We start from the raw sequence: 23,197 nt of genomic DNA, 5'->3' as shown, positions 1-23,197 counted from the left end.
TCAACGGTTATGGCGCGCCACTCAGTGCTGGCTGAGCAGGACGGCCCGCAACATCGGCTGCTCAAGACCGGGAGCAAGCTGTTCAGCCAGCTCGACCAGGGGCAGCAAACGGCGTGTTTTCTTGTCTTTATGGTTAACCGCAATATCAGCGAGACGGTGTTGCAGGAACGGGTTGCCAAAGCGTTCACGCACGCTGTCGACGTAACGCTGCGCCGCGTCGAACTGGCCGAGGGCAGCGAACACCGGCAACACTTCGCTGGCCCACAGGGCTTCCAGGTCGGCGCGCAAGGCAGGGCTTTGCATGGCCTGGTAGACCGTCTCGGTGGCCGGTCGGCCATCGCTCAACCAGCGCTCGGCCAGATAGCTGTGGCCCAGGTTCAGGGTAAACAGCTTGAGGCGCTCGAAATCGTCCAGGTCATCGGTCAGGACAATGGCCTCATGGCTGCACGGCAGGGTCAGCCCCTCCTGGCGCTCGATCGCCCACAGGGCATAGGGCTCAGCCACCGCGCCCACCGGCTCTAGGGCCTGGGAAACAATGCGGTCGACCAGGGAGTTCGCCCAACGGCAGGTGTGGATCAGGTAGGCCTCGAATGCATCGCCCAGCGCCCAACTACGGGCCAGCGTTACCAGCAGGTCGCGCAGCACGTCGCCGTTACGCGCGACCAGTTCACAGGGGAACAGCGACAAGGTGGACTGGGGGTTGTTTACCCAGCGGTCATGCAACAACACCAACAGCTTGGCCGGGAAGCTGACCGGTGCCGGGGCATCCGCGTCGAGCAACGCTGGCGTATCCCGCGAATCCAGTTGATAACCCCGGTCCCCGGTATTGGACACCACGACTTTGACCTGCTCCACAAAGCCCTTGCGCAGCACCGGCCATTGCTCGGTGGCATGCACCGCGCGGCTGATGGCCGAGGCCCACAGGTTCTGCTCCACCACCTGACCGTTTTCGATGCCCTGGATCAGCACACGGTACGGTGTACCGCTGGCCAGTGCTGCGGTGCGCGCAGTGCTGGCCGGGCTGTCGGTGCTCTGTACCACGGCGATGCGGCCCAGGGCTGCGCCACGCTCCAGGGCTTGGGACACGAACAAGTCAACGTGAGCCTGAAGAAACCGGCTGGTTCCGAACTGCAGGATCGGCGGAAATTGGCTATCGCTCATCACCACCCCCTCAGCACTCGATAATGGCTTTGACCACGCCTTGCTGCGGATCCAGCAGCGTGGTGAATTGGTTCACGACTTCGCTGAGCGGGATACGGTGGGTATTGAGCGCCTGGTCCGGGATCAGGCCATCGCGCAGGCATTGCTCGACGTAGCGGAAGTCTTCGACAGTGGCATTGCGGCTGCCCATCAGGGTGGCTTCGCGCTTGTGGAACTCGGGATCGGAGAAGGTGATCGAGTCACGCACCACGGAAATCATCACGTAGGTGCCGCCGTGGGCGATAAATTCAAAGCCGCGTTCCATGGCCCGGGCGTTGCCGGTGGCGTCGAACACCACGTCATAGAAATCGCCTTCGGTGAGGTCGGCAAGGGCCTCTTTGTCACCCTCGCCAATTTTCACTGCGGCGTGAACATTGAGGTGCTTGCGGCAAAAATCCAGGCGGTCGTCACGGGTATCGAGCACGGTGACGATGGCCCCGCGCAGCCCTGCAAAGATCGCCGCCGCCATGCCGATCGGTCCGGTTCCGACGATCAGCGTGCGCTGCCCGGCCTGGATGTTCGAGCGGCGCACCGCATGGGCGCCGATGGACAGGAACTCGATCATTGCCGCCTGGTCCAGCGACACGCCCTCGGCCTTGTGAATGAATTGATGGGCCACGCTCAGGTATTGGGTAAAGGCGCCGTCGCAATGCACGCCGAGCACCTGAATCCGGGTGCAGCAGTTGGTCTTGCCCTGACGGCAGGCGATGCACGTGCCGCACGAGATATAGGGCATCACGTAGACCACGTCCCCAGCGACCAGACCGCTGCCCTCTTCACTGGTTTCGACGATGCCGGAAAACTCGTGGCCCATGACCCGAGGGTACTCAAGGAACGGCTGGTTGCCGGTGTAAATGTGCAGGTCAGTGCCACACACGCCCACGCGCTTGACCCTGATCAGGGTTTCGCCGGGCTGGCGCTCGGGAATCGGACTTTCGATGGCGGTGAGCGAGCGCGGCTCGTTACAGATCACAGTCAGCATTTTTTATTCTCCGTCGTTAGCCCGGGGGCTACGGGTACAGGCGAGGTGATAGAGGGGTGACAAACAGGGAGGGCTGCAACAACGGAGGGGAAAAGACAGGGCATCTGGATCTCCTCTTATTGTGTGCAGGCTTGAGTGCCGCTTGGATGATCACGCCTCGAAAATTACACGCAGCCAAAAAAATTGGCAAGACCAGTTTTCAAAATAATTGAATTGGCCTTACCAGATTGATGTGCGTTGAATTCAGCCCCTACCCCTGATGTCCGACCTGAATCACCTCCAGCGCACCATCCACCAGAATCTGGATCGTCTGCTGCGAACAGCGTTCAACGCGCGCATTAACCCCATAAACCTCGGCGAAAAGTTGCGGGGTCAGCACCTGCTCCGGGGGACCGAAACCGATCAGCGCGCCCTCGCGCAATACGGCAATCCGGTCTGCGTAACGGGCCGCCAGGCTGATGTCGTGCATGACGATCACGGCAATCAGCCCGTGCTGACGCACCATCGCCCGCACGCATTCCATTACCCGCAGTTGATAGCTCAGGTCCAGCGCACTGGTGGGCTCATCCAGCAGCATCACACGGGGCCTGCGGGCAATCAGTTGTGCCAGGCTGACCAGTTGCCGCTGACCACCGGACAATGCGTTGAGCAGGTTATCGGCCAAGTGCTGGATGCCGATGCGCTGCAAGGCCTCATAGGCTTGCAACAGGTAATCGCCGCCGCCTGCCCCCACCCGCAACGCCGCCATGACGCTTTCGGTCACACTCAACCCCAGTCCGGGTGGCAAGTGCTGGGGCATGTAGGTGATGAGACGGGCGCGCTGGGCCACGGACATCGGCGCCAGTGGCCGACCTTGCAGACTGACGGAACCGGTCATGGGCTCAAGCCCCGCCAGCCCACGCAACAAGGTTGATTTGCCGGCACCGTTGGGCCCGATCAGGGCGGTCAGCGTGCCGGGACGCAGCTCTGGCAACGAGACATCGCCAATCACCACCCGGCGCCCGTACTTCACGTGCCCGTGACGGATCAACAACCCCTGCTCACTCATAACTGCCTGCCCCGCTTGTAGACCAGCGCCACAAAAATCGGCACCCCCACCAGCGCGGTGACGATGCCCACCGGCACGATGACGCCCGGCATGATGATTTTGCTGACCACCGAGGACAGCGACAGCAACAACGCGCCCACCAGCGCACTGGCCGGGAACAGAAAGCGCTGGTCCTCTCCGATCAGGATCCGCGCAATATGCGGCCCCACCAGGCCGATAAAGCCAATGGTGCCGACAAACGCCACCGCCGTGGCGGCCAACAGGCTGATGCGCAGCAACGAGAAAAATCGCAGCCGCCGCACATCCACGCCAAAGCTCTGCGCCCGCTCCTCGCCCATGCGCAGCAACGTCATGCGTGAAGCCGCGTGCAGGGAAAACGGCGCAGTCAACGCCACCACCAGGGCCAGAATCCCCAGCTTGTCCCAATTGGCCCGGGCCACGCTGCCCAGGCTCCAGAACACCAGTTGCTGCAGGACGTCTTCAGTGGCCAGCAACTGCAACAGGGCAACCAGTGCGTTGCAACTGAACACCAGCGCAATACCGAACAGCACCAGGGTCTCGACCCCTGCCCCGCGCAGCCGCGACATGCCGTGCAGCAGGAACATCGAGCCGCAGGCAAACACAAAAGCCGACAGGGCCACCAGGGAGTCGCGACTCAACAAGGCGCTGCTAACCGGAAACACGATCACCAGCGAAGCCCCCAGCGCAGCGGCCGACGACACGCCCAGGGTGAACGGGCTGGCCAGCGGGTTATTGAGGATCGCCTGCATTTCCGCACCGGCCAGAGACAGGGCTGCGCCGACCATCACGGCCATCAGCGCATAGGGCAGGCGCACATTCCAGATGATCACGCGGTCAGTCACGTCCAGGGTTTGCGGGTGCAGCAGCCCCTGGATCAAGTCCCCCAGCCCCATGCCTGACGAGCCGGTGGACAGGTCGAGCAGCACGGCACCCACCAGCGCGCAGCCCATCACCAGTAACAGGCAACACCGTCTAGCCAGTAGACGCCGATAACCCTGGCTGGCAGCAATCACTGCCGGGTTGGCGATTGAAGTCATTTCTGCTCACTGATCCAGTACTGGCCCGCCAGCGGCGTGTCGAGGAACTGTCGGTTGATTTCAGCCAGCGTCTGCTGTGGATCAAGGTCGGCAAACCTTTCGGGGTGAATCCACCTGGCCATCGCCTCAATGGCGAGAATGTTGTACGGCGAATTGTAAAAGTCGTGCCACAGGCCATGGACATTACCCTCGCGCACCGCCCGCAGCTCGACAAACTCCGGACGCTTGAGCACGTGCTTGAGCGACGCCCGGGCCGTCTGTTCATCGATGCCCGCGCCCAGCATCACACCGGGCTTTTGATTGCCCGAGAGGATGTACACATCGGGATCGGCCTTGAGCGCGTATTCAACACTGATGTCACCCAGCGCGCCGGGCACCACGCCCTCGGCAATATTGCGCCCGCCCACCAGGCGGATCAGCTCGCCCATGCCGCCCTTGCCGGTGGTATGCCCGGGATTGGCCCAGACCCCGCCCAGCAGTTCCAGAAACACCTTTGGGCGCTGGCTGTCATCGATCGCGCCCAGGGTCTGGGTGATGCGTTCGATGTGCTGGCGGTAGAAATCAAGAAAGGCACTGGCCCGGGCTTCGCGCCCCAACGCCTGGCCCAGTGCTGTCATGCTGTCCTCGGTGCCTTGCATCGGGTTGACCCGGAAATCGACGAACAACACCGCAATCCCGGCTTTTTCCAGCACATCGGCCACCGGGCTGTGATCGGTGGGGCCATGCCCGGAAATACTGAACACCGCCAGATCCGGCTTGAGCGCCAGGATCTGCTCGGCACTGACACTCTGCTCGGAGGCCTGGCCGATCAACGGGATGTCCTTGACCTCGGGGAACTTCGCCACGTAAGCCGCGTAGGTGTTGGGGTCAAGCTTGCGCAGGTCGTTCTGCCAGCCAACGATACGTTTGAACGGCTGATCGCGGTCGAGCAGCGCGAAGGCCGAAATCAGCCGCCCTTCCCCCAGCACCACCCGCTGCACCTGGTCCGGCACCTTGACCACCCGCCCCAAGGCATCAGTGACCTCTTTGGCACTGGCGCACGAAGTCCCCAACGCCACCAGCACCAGCATGGCCCCAAGGCGTACAAAGGCCTGACGCAAAAACACTCTCGACACGGCAAATCTCCCGCTGAATAAAAGGCTCAAACGTCGCTCCAGCGCCGCAAGAGGTTGTGATACACGCCGCTCAGTTGCAGCAGTGATTCGTCATCCGCCTGCTGGGCGGTCAAGCGTTGAATGGCCACGTCCATGTCCAGCAACAGGCTGCGCTGGCTGTCTTCGCGCACCAGGCTTTCGATCCAGAAAAAACTCGCAACACGCTCGCCCCGGGTCACCGGGTTGACCTTGTGCACGCTGCTGCCCGGGTACAGCACCAGATGCCCGGCGGGCAACTTGACGCTGCGCTCGCCAAAGGTGTCGCGGATCACCAGTTCGCCGCCGTCATAACTGTGGGGATCGGCCAGAAACAGGGTCGCGGACACGTCCGTGCGCACCCGCTCACGAACGCCCTTGATGCCGCGAATGGCGTTGTCGATATGAAAACCGAACGACTCGCCTGCGCTGTAGCGGTTGAACAAGGGCGGGTAGATGCGCTTGGGCAACGCGCCAGACATGAACAACGCGTTATCGGACAGCCGCTGCAGAATGCGCTGGCCCAGCAGCAGGCCGACCTCGTTGTCTTCGGCCAGTTGGCGGTTGAACTTGCCCCGCGCCGAACGCACTCCGGCGGTCTGTTTGCCATCGACCCACGGCTGATCGAGCAGCACGCGGCGCATCTCGGTCACTTCCTGCGGGCTGAACAGGTCGGCGATTTCGATCAGCATCTCTCGCTCCGCAACAACCCGGAATCAGAAGTCATAATCGATACTCGCCGTCAGCGTGCGTCCGGCTCCCGGCACGCCATACAGCTGAAAGCCATCTAGCGAGGCGCCGACGCGGCTGAAGTAGAAGGTGTTGAACAGGTTGTCGACATTGAGGTTGACCGTGGTCTGGCGATTGAACCTGCACTGCGCTGCCAGGTAGTGCACCCAGTAGCCGGGGGCCTTTTCCTTGTCCTGGGTGTAGATCGCAAGCACCCCTGAAGGACCGTCGGCATAGCTGCTGTTGTTGTTCAGGCCACCCACGTATTTGTTGTCGGTGTAGCGACGACGACCCACGTAGTTGGCGCCATAGCTCAAGCTCAGGTCATCGGTAAAGGCGTAGGTGGTCCACAGGTTGGCCGTCAGGTCGGGCACGTTCTTGGCCTCTGCGCCTTTGTTGACACCCTTGGTCTGTTCGCTTTTGAGGGCCGAGAAACCGCTGTAGGCCGTCCAGCGATCGGTCAAGGTGCCTTGCAGGCCCAGCTCGACGCCATCGACCCGTTTGGCAGGCAAGGCACGCACCGGCGATGCTTCACCCTCGGCGTATTCCCAGGAGTTGACCAGCTCAGTGCGGAACACCGCCGCGGTCACGCTCATGCCTTTGTCCAGCAGGTCCCACTTGGTGCCAAGCTCGTAAGTCCTGGACTTGGCCGGGGTATAGCGACGGGTACTGGCAGCACCGTAGATCTGGTTGTTGGTCGAGGCACCCAGCGCCGAAGGCTGGGTCGACTCACTGTACGACGCGTAAATCGTGCCGTTGGGTTGTGGCTTGAATACCACCCCGGCGCGACCGCTCCAGGCACCCGAGGTGTCCTTGACATCGTCCTGGCCACGCTGGGTCGTTTCGGCACTCCAGTGGTCATAGCGCAGGGACCCCATGACCTGCCACCACTGATTCAGGGTCAGGGTATCGCCAAAAAACAGCCCGGCGTTGTCGATGCTCGAACGCGGCTCGCCGACGCCCTTGGTGGTGTAGACCGCCGCAAAGTCATGCTGTGGGTCAGCCATGTCGAACGTCATGTTCGGCGCCGGCACCTTGGCGTTGCGCTCAAGGCCACCGTAGGTTTCATGGTAGACATCGAGCCCGGCCACGGCCTTGTGGCTGATGGCGCCGGTGTCGAATTCAAAGCTCAGGTCGGTCTGGTTATCGAGGATGGTGTAGCGTTTGGACAAGCCGAAATCACTGCCCCGCAGTATCCCGTTGGCGGTGCTGCCGGTGTTGGTGTAGTCGGTGTAGACATTGACCCCGTTGACCGTCGATACCGGCCCCACGCCGACATAACCCAGGGTTGCGCAACGGTTGGCGGTACAGGTTTTCGCGCCGTCGGCGCCTGCGGCGGTAAAACGCGCCGGGGACAGCACCGAAAAGTTGTCGGTGCGCTGCCAGCGCACCTGGTTGGTCAGCAACGTCCCATTGTCGAAGTCGTGTTCCAGGCGCCCGGTCAACGAAGTGGTCTCGGTTTGCTGGGTGTACAGGCTGGAGTCGCCGTACCAGTTGCTGCGTTTGACGCCGGGCATGCGCTTGCCATCTGTGCCGCGCAAGATCGGCAGGCCGCCGTCCGGGGTGTTGTCATCCTTCTGGTAGAAAAAATCGACAAAGCCCCGGGTCGGCGTCGACAGCCCCAGGGCCAGCGAGGTGGCAATGCCCCAGCGGTCGTAGTCGACCTCATCGCGTTCAGCCACCTGGCTTTGGTGCTTCATCAGGTTGATGCGCACCGCGCTGGTGTCATTCAACTCATGGTTGATATCAGCGGTCAGGCGTCGATAGCCATCGGTCCCGACACCGGCAGACACCCGATTGGCATCCCCCAGATGGGCTTCCTTGCTCACCAGATTGACGCTGCCGCCCACTGCCGAAATACCCGACTCGATGGCGCCGGTGCCCTTGAACACCTCGGCCTGTTGCAGGTTGAAGGTGTCGTTGCGGCTGGACATGCCCGCATCGCGCACACCATCGACGGTCAGGCTCTGCTCGGAAGAAAACCCGCGGATGGAAAACAGATCACCCCAGCCGAGATTGCCCTCGCCGGACATGAAGGTGATGCCCGGCACGTTGCGCAAGATGTCCTGCAAGCTCTGGGCGTTCTGCTCCTTGAGCACCTGCTGGGGCACGATGGTGATGCTCTGCGGGGCATCCAGCAGCGGCGTCATGACCTTGCGCGATGACACTTCATCGACCTTGAACGGCGAGTCATAAGTGCCCTCCACGTTCGATGCTGGCAGGGTCAGCACCTCTGTCGAGGACTGCGCCGCCTGGCTCGCCGGGCTCAATACGCCGAGGGCCAGCAGGCTGAACACGGGGGCAAGCGTACCGTTCAATGCACAAGGGGTATTGCGAACTACTGCCGCATCGGGTGACGATGGCATCGGGCCTTCCTTAATTACAATGACTCGCATTTAGATTCGCCATTCTAAAGAGCGTCATTGCAGCGGATCGCCTGACTTTGTATTGCCAGTGCATGAAAACAGCACCCACAACATTCCATTACATTTAGCCCGGCTGCGCGCCGTGGAATCGGCTATTTGTGCGGCCCTCCCCGGCTCAATGTTCATCTGACTCAAGGCGTCTGTACTGCCCATGTCCAAGCAAGATCATGTGTTAATCGTCGATGACGACCCCGACATCCGCCAGTTGCTGGCCGACTATCTGCGCGACGCGGGGTATCAGGCGTCCACCGCCTGCGATGGCAAGGAAATGCGCCGCCGCCTGGAATTGAGCGTTATCGACCTGATCGTGCTCGATCTGATGCTGCCCGGTGAAGACGGCCTGAGCCTGTGCCGCACGCTGCGCGGCAGCTCCAATATCCCGGTGATCATGCTGACCGCACGCGCCAGCCTGATAGACCGTATCGTGGGCCTGGAGATCGGTGCGGATGACTATCTGCCCAAGCCCTTCGACCCCCGGGAGTTACTGGTGCGCATCAAAGTGGTGTTGCGCCGGGCGCAGAGTTTTCCGCAGCGTGCCCGGGTCGATGAGGCCACTTATGTGCGCTTTGATGAGTGGCGGCTCGACACCCGCGCCCGGCAAGTGCTGTCCGCCGACGGTCTGGTGATCAGCCTGGGAAACTCCGACTACCGCGTGCTGCGCTTGCTGTTGCAGCACCCCAACCGGCCGTTGAGCCGGGACTTTTTGCTCAACCATGTGTTCGACAAGGACAGCACGCCCTTCGACCGATCCATTGATGTCTGCGTCAGCCGTTTGCGCCAGCAATTGGCGCCCGGCCTGATCAAGACCGTGCGCAATGAGGGCTATATGCTCACCTCGGCCTGCGTGACGAGCGAGTCATGACCCTGTTGCCCCGCACCCTCTATGGGCGGCTGGTGGTGATTCTGGTCAGCGGCATGCTGGCAGCCCAAGTGCTGACCAGCAGCATCTGGTATGACGTGCGCCACAGCCAGGTACTGGAAATCCCCACGCGCCTGATCGCCAGTCGCCTGGCCGATATTGTCCGCGTGGCAACGACCGATCCCCGGCGCACCGGGCTTTTGCTGCAAAGCTTGAGCACCCCCGCCTTCAACCTTGAACTGCGTAATGCCCCCAGTGCCGAACGTGCGCCGCTCACGGCCCAGGATCGGGCAACCGAGTCGCTGCTGCGCAGCCTGATCAATGAAAAGACGGCAACGCAAACACCCTTGAACCTGCTCAACCTGACCCTGCTCGACAATCAGGGGCACAAGGCCGGGATCGATACGCTGTTCGGTTCAAGCCCCGCCGCCGGTCAATTTACCCTTGAGCTGCGCCTGGCCGATGGCCGATGGCTGCATGTACAAGCCCGCGAGGATCAGGGCTGGACCAGCCTGGCGCCGGCGGATGTGATGATCGATTACTTTCTGCGCATTTATCTGGTGCGGATCATCGTAGTGGCCATCATTGTCTTGCTCGCGGTGCGCCTGGCCGTTCGCCCGCTCAATCAACTGGCACAGGCTGCCCAGGCGCTGGGCCAGGACATCCGGCGCCAGCCGCTGCCCATCAAGGGGCCGGTGGAAGTGCAACGTGCAGCCCAGGCGTTCAACCTGATGCAACAACGCCTGCTGGCCAGCCTGGCCGAGCGCACGCGTTTTCTGGCGGCGGTGTCCCATGACTTGCGCTCGCCCATCACGCGCCTGCGACTGCGCACCGAGATGCTCGACAACGAGCCGCTCAAGGAGCGTTTTCGCAAAGACCTGACCGATATGGAGGGGCTGGTGTCCACCACTCTGGACTTCGTCAGCAGCGGTGAAATCAACGAGCCCCGCCAGAGCATCGATATCAACGCATTGCTGCAAAGCCTTCAGGCCGACCTGCAGGATGTGGGTGAACACATCACCCTCACCGGCCGGGCTACCCGACCGTTCTCGGGTTATGCCCGCAGCCTGAAACGCTGCGTCCAGAACCTGCTGGAAAATGCCGTGCGGTATGCCCGCGACGTGCACGTGATCGTCGACGAGCAGCCCGCCAGCCTGACCATCACGGTCAGGGACAGCGGCCCGGGGATTGCGCCCGAACAGCTGACCCAGGTTCTGGAACCGTTCTATCGCCTGGAGTCATCGCGCAACAGCAGCACCGGTGGCTATGGCCTGGGACTGAGCATCGCCCAGACCGTCGCGGCGGCCCACGGTGGAACACTGGAACTGCACAATCGACCCGACGGCGGGCTGGATGCCGTGCTCAGGTTTGAAAACAGCTGCTAAATCAGGGGTTAACGGCGGTGCAACCGATCGCCGGATTACCCTGCCAACCCGCCAATCACTCAAAAACAGCCAGCCCACCAGGCCTGGCCGACCATCGGCACAAGGAATACCTTTCGACTTTCGTATACCATATCTTTTTTACCAGTGAACGATGACGACCGTGGCCCACCCAAAATTCAATGCTCCCGACCTGGGCAACTCACCGTCCACCTCGGAAATCATCACCTTGCATCTGCGCGATGCCATCGTCGCCGGGCACTTTGCCGAGGATGAGCCGATTCGTCAGGACGAAATCGCCCGCCAGTTCAATGTCAGCAAAATTCCTGTACGCGAAGCCCTCAAGCGTCTGGAGGCTGAAGGCCTGGTGATGTTCCAGCGTAATCGCGGGGCCATGGTCACGCGGATTTCCGAGGCCGAGCTGGCCCAGATGTTTGAAGTGCGCATGCTGCTCGAAGACAAATTGCTGCGCCTGGCCATCCCCAACATGACCGCGGACACCTTCGCTCGCGCCGAACGCATCTGTAAGGAGTTTGTCGGCGAGGATGACGTGGGTCGCTGGGCCGAACTCAACTGGGAACTTCACGCCTGCCTCTACGAGCCGGCGCAGCGGCCCTTCATGATCAGCCTGATCCGCTCAGTCAACGACAAGCTTGAACGCTATCTGCGTATCCAGATGAGTTTGTCGGCAGGCAAGCACCGCGCAGATCACGAACACCGGGAGATACTCGATGCTTGCCGCGCCGGTGATGTGGAGCGGGCCGTCGGGCTGCTGGATGAACATATCGCCGGGGTGTGCAAAACCCTGTTCGAGCATTTGCCGCAAAGCCACTGATCCCGCAATCAACGCTATTTTCCACTCGGACGGGCACGGGTAACGGTTAACCACCTGCCCGACGGCTCAGTCGACCTGTAAGGGTTTTATCCGGTGATCAAGGCTGATCCACGTGGCGAGCAACTGGACCCCGGCCGCAGCCCCCCAATATTGTTCACTTAAACGATTTCTGCCCCTGTGGGAGCGGGCTTGCTCGCGATGGTCTTCAGAACGCCGAATTGATTCAGTCATTACGCGTCATCGTTAACGATCATCGCGAGCAAGCCCGCTCCCACACTCGAGCAGCGTTGCTCTCAAGTGAACAGCATTGCGACCAGATCCTGATTAACCCTGCGTACTATGGCTGTTAACGGCTGACCAAGACCCCGATACACGATTTCTGCCTCTGTGGGAGCGGGCTTGCTCGCGATGGTCTTCAGAACGCCGGATTGACTCAGTCATTACGCGTCATCGTTAACGATCATCGCGAGCAAGCCCGCTCCCACACTCGAGCAGCGTTGCTTTCAAGTGAACAGCACTAGAACAGACTGCGCACCCGGCTGCAGGACTTTAGCCTTACTTTGCAACCACCGGCTGCCTCATGACCTGAGGCTTGACCACCGCCGAGCGCGACTTGCGCAAGTCCAGCCGGGCAGGCTTCCTGTGTTTGCCACTGTCGAGGCTGAACATTGAAATGATGGTGAACAACAAGGCCGAGCTGCCCAGCACGATATAGGTGTGCCGGAAGCCGAAGACTTCGTACATGTGCCCTGCCAGCGGTGAAATGAACGTCGCCCCTACTCCCTTGGCAAACACAAACCCCACCATGTAAATCGTTGCCGACAAACGCGTACCGAAGACATCCTCGATGTACTTGAACATGCCGATAAACACCAGTGGCACTTCCAGGGCATGGAGCATCTTCAACGCCACCATTTCATACGGCGTGGTTGCGAGCCCCGAACCGGTAATGCGCAGCCACATCACCAGCCCCGCAATGATCAGGGCATTTTTGCCACCGATACGGTTCAGCACGCCCGGGATCAGGAACATGCCCAATGCAACCATGCACTCCGTCAGCGTGGTGACAAACCCGAACACTTGCATGCCCTGCTGCGGCGATTCGAAAAAACCACGGAAGTAGTTCACAAACTGCTGGTCGAAAATGTCGTACAGGCATGCGACTCCGACGACGTAGAGCACCAGAAACCAGAAACGCCGATCCAGCAACAGGCTCCCGATGGCGGCATAGGAAACCGGGGGCGTTTTCTCGGCGCCATCCCCTGTCGGCACAACACCCAGGCACGGCTTGATCCGGTAGACGAGCACGGCCATCAGCACCGCACAGAGCGAGCCCAGCCAGAAAATGGATTCGGGACTGGTGCTGATCAACATCCCGGAAATTGCCGCCGAGAAACCGAAACCAATGGCACCGAACATTCGCACCCGACCGTAGGGAATACGGTTGGCCCGGCAGGCTTTTTCGATGTACACCTCCAACGCCCCGCCGCCAGCGGCGAAGGTAATCCCCAGGTACACGCCGCCCACCAGTGCCGCCAGCATCAGGTGGGTGCGCAGCAGCGGCGCAAATACCCAGTTCATGAAGGGTGCCAACAAAATCAGCAGGCCGATGACCACACACAGCAGGTGTTTGCGATGATCCAGGCGATCACTCAGCACGCCAAAGAGCGGCTGGAACAGCATTGCAAAGACCGCCTGGGAGCCGAACATCAAGCCGATGGCGCCAGCATCCAGCGTGCCGACATCTCCCAGCCACACCGCAAGAAAAGGCGCCGTACCGCCCGTGATGAAGTAGTAGAAAAAGAAGATCATGCCGTATTTGAAAAACGGCAGAACCCCGCCAATTGCAGTACCTAGCGTCACGTTCATAGGTCCACCCTGGACTCATTGTTTTTATGGACAAACGTGCCGTGAGTGCTCACTTGCGCGAGCGTGAGCGCCAGCCCCGGCGGATCTGTTGATCGCGCAGGAACTGGCCGCCCGTCAAGGCCGTTTGACGGGTACTTCGGGTAGAATTTCAGGCTAAGGCAGCAGGTTTTCTGCGCTTAACCCAAGTGCGGCAACCAGCCTTCGTGAGCCTCGATCAAGTCGTCAACCATGGTCGCGATTTCGTCGAGGCTCAGCTCTGCCGCCGCGTGGGGATCAAGCATCACGGCCTGTTTGACATGCTCACGACGACCGCTGGCCAGGGCTTCCACGGTCAGGAGCTGAACATTGATATTGGTTTGCATCAACGCGGCAAGGCCTACCGGCAGATGACCCACACGGGTAGGTTGAATACCGTTGTGGTCAACCACACAGGGTACCTCTACGCAGGCATTATCAGGCAGATTGCTGATCAATCCGGCGTTCATCACGTTGCCGTTGATCACGGTCGGAATACCCGTGAGTTCGGCCTCGATGATTTTTGAAGCGTATTCGTGGCTGCGGCACACCTTGAGCCCTTCACCGTTGATCAGCGCCTGCTCCTGCACGCCCCACTCGCTGATCTGCTCCTCGCAGCGGCGCAGGTATTCATCAAGCGGAATATTGAACTGCTCGATCAGGTCCGGGCGATGGCGCTTGATAAACCACGGCACGTACTCGGCCAGATGCTCGGAAGACTCGGTCGCAAAATGGCCGAAGTGCTTGAACACCTCATAACGTACCCGGTTCCAGTCCGGGACCTTTCCTTCATCAAGTACGGCGCGGATACGCGGGTAAAGATCTTCGACGCTGCCATCGGCCAACAGGCGCTCGAACGAGGTGTAGAAGGACATGTGATTGATGCCGGCGCAGCGATAGCGAATTTCTTCGATCGGTACGCCGATGTCCAGGGACAGCTCCTTTGCCGTGCCCTGCACGGAATGGCACAGCCCCACCGTACGCACCTGAGGAACGAAGCGATTGAGCGCCATGCAGTTAATGGCCATCGGGTTGACGTATTGCAGCATCAGGGCACCGGGGCAGAGTTCGCCCATGTCCTTGGCGATGTCCACCAGTACCGGGGCGGTACGCAAGCCACGCATGATGCCGCCGATGCCCAGGGTGTCGCCGATGGTCTGGCGCAGGCCGAAGCGCCTGGGGATCTCGAAATCGGTCACGGTACCCGGTTTGTAGCCTGCGACCTGAATCATCGTGACCACATAATCGGCCCCTTCCAGTGCTCGACGGCGATCGGTCGTCACCTCGAACACGGGGGACACACCCAGGGTCTCGGCGATCTTGCCCGCCACCATCTTCGAGGTTTCCAGGCGATGCAGATCGATATCCATCAACGCAAAATGCGCATTGCGCAACAGCTCGACGTGCAACAGATCGCCCAGCACGTTTTTCATGAATACCGTGGAGCCGGCACCTATCAGGGCAATCTTCGTGGTCTTGAAAGTCATCTGCTTATCCTTGTTCTATTCGCAGTGGACACAGGTAAAAAAATATCAGAGCATCACCGCAGTCCATGCCTGTTGAGGCTGCCTGGGAACCGCTTGATTCCTATGGTAGGAGGCGACCCACCCCCTGAATAGACGAGTTTTATGCGATGACGGGTAATTCTGTGCTCAGCGAGATGATGGCAAGAGGGCCGTCAACCACGGTCATTTCACTGCCCCGCGGCAGGCATCAACTGCACACCATGCCCACCAACGCCGGTTACGACCGGGCCCAGGACACCTCCTATTGCTGGGACGGGCGCAGGCGCGGGGACACCCCGTTCGTGATCTTGCAGCACACCCTCGCGGGCGAAGGCAATTTGCGCTTCGAAGGCCGCCACCACCGCCTCCATGCCGGGGACACCATGTTGCTGCTGGTGCCACACGACCATTGCTACTGGCTGGAGGAAGGCAACAGTTGGGAGTTCTTCTGGATTGCCATGTACGGCAAGGAGGCGTTGCGCCTGCAACGGGCACTGCTGGCAGAGCGCGGGCCGGTGCTAAAGCTGAGCAACCAGACCATTGAAGCCCTGGCCACCACCATTGATACCTTGGTCCACACCCCGGAACTCACCGCAGGCCGGGCATCTGCCCTGGCCTATGACGCCCTGATGCTGCTCCATGATGATTTGAGCGTTCAGGACTGCACCCTGCCTACCCGTGGCTCGGGTGTGGTCGCGACTATCCAGAATCATGTGCATGCCTGCCTGAAAACGGGGCCGGACAAACACGCCCACCCCACCGCCACGGACGAACTGGACGTAGCCAGTCTCGCCCGCCTTGCTGGCTTGAGCCGCGCCCATTTCTCCCGGGTGTTCACCCGTACGACCGGCATGTCCCCGGCAGAGTATGTATTGCACGAACGTATGAAACGCGCGGCGCACCTTCTTGAAATGACCGACCTGTCGATCAAGGCAGTGTCATTGTCCGTGGGGATCGGCGACCCCAATTATTTTTCCAAACTGTTCCGCCGTGCGTTCTCCCTGTCCCCCAGCGAGTTTCGCTTGAGCGGCTTTTACGTCAATAACCTGGGCACACCCTGACGGGCAGCGTTTGGCTGCGTAGTCGTCGCAAACCCTGGCCGCCTTGCCCCACACAAATGTTTCCTTTCGGGGCATTGCCTGCAGTCATGCTCCCTTCTGTAACACCGCCCCACCCCACAGCACCCCAACGGCTCAAGCCATCTGCGCCTCGCTAACCCGAAATCACCGCCTGCGCACTATTTACGGGCCAGCAGGAAAATCGGCACACGATTTGCTAATTAAATATCGTATACGAAATCCTCAATCTGATTTTCAACAGCACTTCAACGACTCCGAGGCTTCCATGAAAAACCCCGTACTTGCCGTAGCCCTCAGCGCTGTTCTCAGTAGTTCCTTTATCGCCACGGCCCAGGCCGACAAGCTCGACGACATCATTGGATCGGGCAAACTGCGCTGCGCCGTTACCCTGGACTTCCCACCGATGGGCTCGCGTGATGCATCCAACAAGCCGGTAGGCTTCGATGTGGACTACTGCAACGATCTGGCGAAAGTGCTCGGAGTCGATGCCGAAATCGTTGAAACCCCCTTCCCTGACCGTATCCCGGCGCTGGTCTCCGGCCGTGCCGACGTGATCGTGGCCTCTACCTCGGACACCCTGGAACGTGCAAAAACCGTTGGCCTGAGCATCCCTTACTTCGCCTTCCAGATGGTGGTGCTGACCCGCGACGATACCGGCATCAACAACTTCGACGATCTCAAGGGCAAGGCCGTGGGCAATACCAGCGGCACCTATGAAGCCATCGCCCTGGAAAAAGACGTGAAGAGCTGGGGCAGCGGATCGTTCCGTGCCTATCAGTCGCAAAACGACACCCTGCTGGCCGTTGCCCAGGGCCATATCGAAGCCACCGTCGTCACCAACACCGTGGCCGCTGCGACCATTAAGTCTGGCAAGTACAAAAACCTGAAAGTCGCCGGCAACGCACCTTACGTGGTTGATTACGTGTCCCTGGGCGCCAAGCGCAGCGAGTACGGCCTGCTCAATTACCTGAACCTGTTCGTCAACCAGCAAGTACGCACCGGTCGCTACAAGGATCTGTGGGTCAAGTGGGTCGGCACCGAGATTCCACCGGCTGATCTGACCGTACCTCACGTTTACTACTGAGGTATCCAGCATGTCCGGGATAACTTCTCTCTGCGGTCGCAGCCTGGTTGATGGCGCAGCGGTCGGCCCACTGCTCTACGCCGATGTCGGCCTGAGTTTCTGGGGCGGCGTCGACCCGTTCAGCGGTGAGGTGATCGACCGTCACCACCCGCTCAGTGGCGAATGCCTGGCGGGCCGGGTGCTGGCGATCCCCAGCGGGCGCGGCTCCTGCACCGGTAGCAGCGTGCTGATGGAACTGATCAGCAATGGTCATGCCCCCGCAGCCCTGGTGCTGGCTGAGGCCGATGAGATTCTGACCCTTGGCGTGCTGGTCGCCCAGACCCTGTTCGAACGCTCCCTGCCGGTGCTCTGCATCGGCAGCGAAGCCTTTGCCGGCTTGCAGCGCAAGGCGTTCGCCAGTGTCGACGGCACACACCTGAGCCTGTTTGATACAGCGCCTGACGACACCGCACCAACATCGATCAGCGATACCCCCACTGCAGACCCAGGCACCGGAATCGAGCTGACCGAGCACGATAGGGCACTGCTCGATGGCAGCTACGGCAAGGCCGCCCAGGTCGCGATGCAAATCGTTTTGCGCATGGCGCAATTGCAAGGGGCCGCACAACTGATCGACATCACCCAGGCGCATATCGACGGCTGCATCTATACCGGGCCTGCGAGCCTGCGCTTTGCCCAACAACTGGTTGAATGGGGCGCCCGGGTCCGGGTGCCCACTACCCTCAATTCGATTTCCGTAGACCAGCGCCGCTGGCGTGAACTGGGTATCGACCCTGTGCTCGGCGTACCGGCCAGTGCTCTGGGCGATGCCTACATGGCCATGGGTGCACAGCTGAGTTTCACCTGCGCGCCTTATCTGCTGGACAGCGCGCCCAAGGCGGGTGAGCAGATCGTCTGGGCAGAGTCCAACGCGGTGGTGTACGCCAACAGCGTGCTCGGCGCACGCACACTCAAATACCCTGATTATCTGGATATCTGCATTGCCCTCACCGGCCGTGCGCCGTTGATTGGCTGCCATCTGGAGAGTCAGCGCAAAGCCCGTTTACACGTTCAGGTGCCGCAACTGGCTGACCTCGACGACGCCTTTTATCCCCTGCTCGGCTACCACATCGGTGCCCTGGCCGGGAGCCATATCCCGCTGGTGTCGGGGCTGGAACACCATCACCCGGACCGGGACGATCTCAAGGCATTCGGTGCGGCTTTTGCCACCACCAGCGCGGCGCCTTTGTTCCATATTGCCGGGGTAACACCTGAAGCGCTGAATCCGGCACAGGTCCTGGATCAAGACCTGGCGGTGATCAAGATCAATGTGCAGGACCTGCTGCTCAGCTGGCAGGAACTCAACAGTGCCCGTGATTCCAGGGTGGATGTGGTCTCCTTGGGCAACCCGCACTTTTCCCTGACCGAGTTCGCTCATTTGGCGCGCCTGTGCCAGGGCCGGCATCGCCACCCTGATGTGGTACTGGCGATCACCTGTGGCCGTGCCGTACTGGAGCAGGCACGCAACGCCGGGCATATCGCCGTACTCGAAGCCTTCGGCGTCACGCTGGTCACTGATACCTGCTGGTGCATGCTGGGTGAGCCGGTGATCCCGCCGTCCGCCAGGAACCTGATGACCAACTCGGGCAAATACGCCCACTACGCACCCGGCCTTGTGGGGCGCAAGGTTCACTTCGCCAGCCTCGCCGAGTGTGTGGATGCGGCGTGCAGCGCCACGGCCAGCGGTCGCTTGCCGCTGTGGCTGCAAACCGCTGCCTCACTGGAGAACTACGCCCATGTTTGACTACACCTTCCAATGGCGATCGGCAATGCGCGCTTTGCCGGACATGCTCGCAGGTGCCCTGGTCACTTTTGAGACCGCTGCACTGTCGATGATCTTCGGCGTAGTGATCGCCCTGGCGCTGACCGTGATGCGCGAAACCAGGAACCCGTGGTTGCGCGGCATCGGCAATACCTGGGTATCCATTGCCCGCAACACCCCGTCGCTGTTTCAAATCTATATTTTGTACTTCGGCCTGGGCTCCATGGGCCTGCATGTCAGTTCATGGGTGGCCCTGCTGGCCGGGATCACGTTCAACAACGCCGGCTACCTGGCCGAAAACTTTCGTGGCGGCCTCAAAGCCGTGCCCGAAACCCAGGTCCGTGCTGCTCGCTCGCTGGGCATGAGTGCATTCCAGACCTACCGCATGATCGTCGTCCCGCAGCTGCTGCGCATTGTGTTCTACCCGCTGACCAACCAGATGGTCTGGGCCGTACTGATGACGTCCCTGGGCGTGATCGTGGGCCTGAACAATGACCTCACCGGCGTGACCCAGGACTACAACGTCAAAACGTTCCGCACCTTCGAATACTTCGCCATGGCCGCGGTGCTGTATTACCTGATTGCCAAAGCAATCGTTGCAGTAGCCCGGCTGTTGGCCTGGCGACTGTTTCGTTACTGAGGACTGACCCATGTTTTCAACCAGTTTTACCTGGAACGACTTTTTGTTTTTGCTGGACGGGGCCTGGGTCACCCTGCAACTGACCACCTGGGCGATTTTGCTGGGTACTGTTGCAGGACTGCTGTTCGGCCTGATGCGCGCTTTGCTGCCGCGGGCCAGTCTGCCGCTGGCCTGGGTGCTGGACGTGTTTCGCAGCGTACCGTTGCTGATCCAGTTTGTGCTGTTCAACTCGCTCAAGAGCATTGTCGGCCTGAACATCAGCGCCTTCACCGTCGGCTGCATCGTGCTTGGGGTCTACGCTGCCGCGTACTTCACCGAGATCGTGCGCAGTGGCGTGCTCGCCGTGCCATTTACCACACGCCGGGCCAGTCGCTCCCTGGGCCTGAGCTACTTGCAGGACCTGCGCTATATCGTGCTGCCCATCGCCATGCGAGTGGCCTTCCCCGGCTGGCTCAACCTGGTGCTCAGTGTGATGAAGGACACCGCCCTGGTGATGTGGATCGGCATTGTTGAATTGTTGCGTGCCTCGCAAATCGTCGTCACCCGCATCCAGGAACCGATGCTGGTGCTGTGCATCGCAGGCCTTATCTATTACGTCATGAGCCTGGTGGTTGCCCGCCTTGGCGCTCGCCTGGAAAAAAGGTGGCAAGAAAATGATTGAGATCGTCAACGTACACAAATCCTTCGGCGACCTTGAAGTGGTCAAGGGCGTTAGCCTGACCGTGAACAAGGGCGAAGTGGTTTCAATTATCGGCGGCTCCGGCTCCGGCAAGTCGACCCTGCTGATGTGCATCAACGGTCTGGAACCGATCCAGAAGGGCCACATTCGCGTCGACGGCATCGAAGTCCATGACCGCGCCACTAACCTCAACCACCTGCGGCAGAAAATCGGCATCGTGTTCCAGCAATGGAACGCCTTCCCGCACCTCACCGTGCTCGAAAACGTGATGCTTGCACCGCGCAAGGTGCTCGGCAAAAGCAAGGCCGAAGCCGAGGCCCTGGCGGTGCAGCAACTGACCCATGTGGGCCTTGGCGACAAGCTCAAGGCATTCCCCGGCAAGCTGTCCGGCGGTCAGCAACAGCGCATGGCCATTGCCCGTGCCCTGGCCATGTCGCCGGACTACATGCTGTTTGACGAAGCCACCTCGGCCCTCGACCCGCAACTGGTCGGCGAAGTGCTGGACACCATGCGCATGCTCGCCGAAGACGGCATGACCATGGTCCTGGTGACCCACGAAATCCGTTTTGCGCGGGATGTATCCGACCGTGTGGCGTTCTTTCGCAACGGCCTGGTGCACGAAATCGGCTCCCCCGATCAAGTCATCGGCAACCCGGTGCACGCGGAAACGGCGGCCTTCCTCAAGTCGGTCAAATAACCCCCAGTCACTGTGGGCGCGGGCATGCTCGCGACAAGGCCCACCTCAACACAACAGGAGCAAGCCATGCGGTCATCGAAAATCGTTCATGTGGTCAGTTGTCACGCCGAGGGAGAGGTCGGCGACGTGATTGTAGGTGGCGTGGCCCCGCCGCCGGGTGCCACCGTGTGGGAACAGTCGCGGTGGATTGCCCAGGACGAAACCCTGCGCAACTTCGTCCTCAACGAACCCCGTGGCGGCGTGTTCCGCCACGTCAACCTGCTGGTTCCGGCCAAGGATCCACGGGCACAAATGGCCTGGATCATCATGGAGCCGGCCGACACGCCGCCGATGTCGGGCTCCAACTCGATATGCGTCTCCACGGTGTTGCTCGACAGCGGCATTTTGCCGATGACCGAACCGCAAACCCGACTGGTGCTCGAAGCCCCGGGCGGACTGATCGAAGCCGTGGCCGATTGCCGGGACGGCAAGGTGCAACGGGTCGAGATCAAGAACGTACCGTCATTCGCGGACCGTCTGGATGCCTGGATCGAAGTTGAAGGCCTTGGCTCGCTCAAGGTCGACACCGCCTATGGCGGCGACAGTTTCGTGCTCGCCGATGCCCGGGAACTGGGGTTTTCGATCAGCCCGGACGAAGCGAAAGACATCGTTGAAATCGGCTTGAAAATCACCCGTGCGGCCAACGAGCAATTGGGCTTCGTCCACCCGCTGAACCCCGACTGGTCGCATATCTCCTTTTGCCAGATTGCAGCCCCCGTGGAGTACCAGAACGGGATTGCCAGTGGGGCCAACGCGGTGGTGATCCGTCCGGGCAAGATCGATCGTTCGCCCTGCGGCACCGGCTGCTCGGCGCGCATGGCGGTATTGCAGGCCAAGGGCGTGCTCAAGGTGGGTGATCGCTTTATCGGGCGCTCGATCATCGGTTCCGAGTTCCATTGCCGCATCGACTCCATGACCGAAGTCGCCGGACGCACCGCGATCTACCCGTGCATCTCTGGCCGGGCCTGGATCACCGGCACCCATCAGTTACTGCTGGACCCAAGCGACCCGTGGCCACAGGGCTATCGCCTGTCGGATACCTGGCCGGGTGCCTAACCCCCCCCACAGCGCTGATACGAAGGCCTTTTTTTGAATTTAATCGTATACGAAATACCATCAATGTAACCGGAGGCAATAAACAATGAGCAAGCGCATCAACTGGAGTGGCGTCTTCCCTGCGGTGACCACTCAATTCAACGATGACTTCACCATCAACCTGGACAAGACCCATCAGGTGATTTCCAACGTTATTCGCGACGGCGTCTCGGGGCTGGTGGTGTGCGGATCGGTGGGGGAAAACACCTCGTTGACCGCTGAAGAAAAAATCGCCGTGACCGAAGTCGCGGTGGATGCCTCTCGCGGTCGTGTACCGGTGATCTGTGGCGTGGCCGAGTTCACCAGCGTGCAAGCCGCCAAGGTAGCCAATGCCGTGCGCAAGGTCGGGGTTGACGGGGTGATGTTGATGCCCGCGCTGGTCTACGGCTCAAAGCCTTTTGAAACGGCCGAACATTATCGTTACGTGGCCAAAAACGCCGACGTACCGCTGATGGTCTACAACAACCCGCCGATCTACAAAAATGACGTCACCCCAGAAATCCTGATTTCCCTGGCCGATTGCGACAACGTGGTGTGCTTCAAGGACTCTTCGGGCGACACCCGGCGCTTTATCGACATTCGCAATGAAGTCGGCGACCGTTTTGTGCTGTTTGCTGGTCTGGACGACGTGGTGCTCGAAAGCATCGCCGTGGGTGCCGAGGGTTGGGTATCGGGCATGTCCAACGTATTCCCCAAAGAAGGCGAAACCATCTTCCGCCTGGCCAAGGCCGGGCGTTTTGCCGAGGCCATGCCGATCTATGAGTGGTTGATGCCGATTTTGCACCTGGACGCCCGCGCCGACCTGGTGCAGTGCATCAAGTTGTGTGAGGCCATTGCCGGTCGCGGCAGCGCCCTGACCCGCCCACCGCGCCTGGCCTTGCCCCGGGAAGACCGTGAATTTGTCGAGCTGATCATGGCCAAGGCCCTGGCCAACCGTCCGCAGTTGCCCGATGTCGGTTTGTAGCCGGTGAGGCGTTCGTAGTCGCTGTCGAGTAGAACGAGGCTGCGATCGGCGGTGTAGCGGTCGTAAACCGGCGCACGGGGT

The 23,197-nt window shown here is 60.8% G+C and carries 20 protein-coding genes; 11 read left to right on the top strand and 9 right to left on the bottom strand.

All coding sequences use genetic code 11. The features are described 5' to 3' along the window. Positions 1-21 precede the first annotated feature (21 nt). From V6P94_RS14495 to V6P94_RS14465, 7 genes are all read right to left on the bottom strand, one after another. Positions 22-1,161 carry a mannitol dehydrogenase family protein gene (locus V6P94_RS14495; protein WP_326397946.1) on the bottom strand — a complete coding sequence of 380 codons (1,140 nt, stop codon included), beginning with the start codon at positions 1,159-1,161 and terminating at the stop codon, positions 22-24. Positions 1,162-1,171: 10 nt separating this feature from the next. Next, positions 1,172-2,182, bottom strand: coding sequence for a zinc-binding alcohol dehydrogenase family protein (locus V6P94_RS14490; RefSeq protein WP_133076840.1), 1,011 nt, complete (start codon positions 2,180-2,182; stop codon positions 1,172-1,174). 250 nt (positions 2,183-2,432) lie between these two features. Next, positions 2,433-3,230 (bottom strand): ATP-binding cassette domain-containing protein, encoded by a 798-nt coding sequence (locus V6P94_RS14485; RefSeq protein ID WP_133076841.1) that lies wholly within the window; start codon positions 3,228-3,230, stop codon positions 2,433-2,435. Continuing rightward, positions 3,227-4,288 carry an iron ABC transporter permease gene (locus tag V6P94_RS14480; protein WP_133076842.1) on the bottom strand — a complete coding sequence of 354 codons (1,062 nt, stop codon included), beginning with the start codon at positions 4,286-4,288 and terminating at the stop codon, positions 3,227-3,229. The genes V6P94_RS14485 and V6P94_RS14480 overlap by 4 nt, the downstream gene beginning before the upstream one ends. After that, positions 4,285-5,358, bottom strand: a complete 1,074-nt coding sequence (locus V6P94_RS14475) for an ABC transporter substrate-binding protein (RefSeq protein ID WP_405046750.1) — start codon at positions 5,356-5,358, stop codon at positions 4,285-4,287. Before V6P94_RS14475 ends, V6P94_RS14480 begins: the two co-directional genes overlap by 4 nt. A gap of 71 nt (positions 5,359-5,429) precedes the next feature. Then, positions 5,430-6,110 (bottom strand): Fe2+-dependent dioxygenase, encoded by a 681-nt coding sequence (locus V6P94_RS14470; RefSeq protein ID WP_133076843.1) that lies wholly within the window; start codon positions 6,108-6,110, stop codon positions 5,430-5,432. 24 nt (positions 6,111-6,134) lie between these two features. Continuing rightward, positions 6,135-8,513, bottom strand: coding sequence for a TonB-dependent siderophore receptor (locus V6P94_RS14465; protein WP_338647248.1), 2,379 nt, complete (start codon positions 8,511-8,513; stop codon positions 6,135-6,137). Between the two features lie 211 nt (positions 8,514-8,724). On the opposite strand from V6P94_RS14465, the gene V6P94_RS14460 reads away from it, so the two are divergent. From V6P94_RS14460 to V6P94_RS14450, 3 genes are all read left to right on the top strand, one after another. After that, positions 8,725-9,435, top strand: coding sequence for a response regulator (locus tag V6P94_RS14460; RefSeq protein ID WP_133076845.1), 711 nt, complete (start codon positions 8,725-8,727; stop codon positions 9,433-9,435). After that, positions 9,432-10,817 (top strand): ATP-binding protein, encoded by a 1,386-nt coding sequence (locus V6P94_RS14455; protein ID WP_133076846.1) that lies wholly within the window; start codon positions 9,432-9,434, stop codon positions 10,815-10,817. The genes V6P94_RS14460 and V6P94_RS14455 overlap by 4 nt, the downstream gene beginning before the upstream one ends. Positions 10,818-10,977: 160 nt before the next feature. After that, positions 10,978-11,649, top strand: coding sequence for a GntR family transcriptional regulator (locus V6P94_RS14450; RefSeq protein WP_326426652.1), 672 nt, complete (start codon positions 10,978-10,980; stop codon positions 11,647-11,649). 555 nt (positions 11,650-12,204) lie between these two features. Here V6P94_RS14450 and V6P94_RS14445 read toward each other — a convergent pair. Then, positions 12,205-13,518 carry an oligosaccharide MFS transporter gene (locus tag V6P94_RS14445; RefSeq protein WP_133076848.1) on the bottom strand — a complete coding sequence of 438 codons (1,314 nt, stop codon included), beginning with the start codon at positions 13,516-13,518 and terminating at the stop codon, positions 12,205-12,207. 176 nt (positions 13,519-13,694) lie between these two features. Then, positions 13,695-15,020 carry an alpha-glucosidase/alpha-galactosidase gene (locus tag V6P94_RS14440; RefSeq protein WP_133076849.1) on the bottom strand — a complete coding sequence of 442 codons (1,326 nt, stop codon included), beginning with the start codon at positions 15,018-15,020 and terminating at the stop codon, positions 13,695-13,697. A 146-nt stretch (positions 15,021-15,166) separates the two neighbouring features. Between V6P94_RS14440 and V6P94_RS14435 the strand changes: the two genes are divergently transcribed. The 8 genes from V6P94_RS14435 (at position 15,167) to V6P94_RS14400 (ending at position 23,116) form a co-directional block, all read left to right on the top strand. Further along, complete coding sequence (locus V6P94_RS14435) at positions 15,167-16,099, top strand: helix-turn-helix domain-containing protein (RefSeq protein WP_133076850.1); 933 nt, start codon at positions 15,167-15,169, stop codon at positions 16,097-16,099. A 283-nt stretch (positions 16,100-16,382) separates the two neighbouring features. Continuing rightward, positions 16,383-17,201 carry a transporter substrate-binding domain-containing protein gene (locus V6P94_RS14430; RefSeq protein ID WP_133076851.1) on the top strand — a complete coding sequence of 273 codons (819 nt, stop codon included), beginning with the start codon at positions 16,383-16,385 and terminating at the stop codon, positions 17,199-17,201. A 10-nt stretch (positions 17,202-17,211) separates the two neighbouring features. Then, complete coding sequence (locus V6P94_RS14425) at positions 17,212-18,984, top strand: aconitase X (protein WP_133076852.1); 1,773 nt, start codon at positions 17,212-17,214, stop codon at positions 18,982-18,984. Next, complete coding sequence (locus V6P94_RS14420; protein ID WP_133076853.1) at positions 18,977-19,642, top strand: amino acid ABC transporter permease; 666 nt, start codon at positions 18,977-18,979, stop codon at positions 19,640-19,642. Before V6P94_RS14425 ends, V6P94_RS14420 begins: the two co-directional genes overlap by 8 nt. A 10-nt stretch (positions 19,643-19,652) precedes the next feature. Beyond that, positions 19,653-20,303 (top strand): amino acid ABC transporter permease, encoded by a 651-nt coding sequence (locus tag V6P94_RS14415; protein WP_133076854.1) that lies wholly within the window; start codon positions 19,653-19,655, stop codon positions 20,301-20,303. Further along, positions 20,296-21,018, top strand: coding sequence for an amino acid ABC transporter ATP-binding protein (locus V6P94_RS14410; RefSeq protein WP_133076855.1), 723 nt, complete (start codon positions 20,296-20,298; stop codon positions 21,016-21,018). The genes V6P94_RS14415 and V6P94_RS14410 overlap by 8 nt, the downstream gene beginning before the upstream one ends. A gap of 66 nt (positions 21,019-21,084) precedes the next feature. Beyond that, positions 21,085-22,113 carry a trans-3-hydroxy-L-proline dehydratase gene (locus V6P94_RS14405; protein ID WP_133076856.1) on the top strand — a complete coding sequence of 343 codons (1,029 nt, stop codon included), beginning with the start codon at positions 21,085-21,087 and terminating at the stop codon, positions 22,111-22,113. 85 nt (positions 22,114-22,198) lie between these two features. Continuing rightward, a complete protein-coding gene (locus tag V6P94_RS14400) occupies positions 22,199-23,116 on the top strand; it encodes a dihydrodipicolinate synthase family protein (RefSeq protein WP_338647236.1) in 918 nt (305 codons plus the stop codon). The last annotated feature ends 81 nt before the right edge of the window (positions 23,117-23,197 follow it).

Source organism: Pseudomonas sp. ML2-2023-3, assembly GCF_037055275.1.
Classification (GTDB): domain Bacteria; phylum Pseudomonadota; class Gammaproteobacteria; order Pseudomonadales; family Pseudomonadaceae; genus Aquipseudomonas.
Note: the sequence above shows the minus strand (reverse complement) of the source record. Positions and strands in the feature narration are given on the sequence as shown.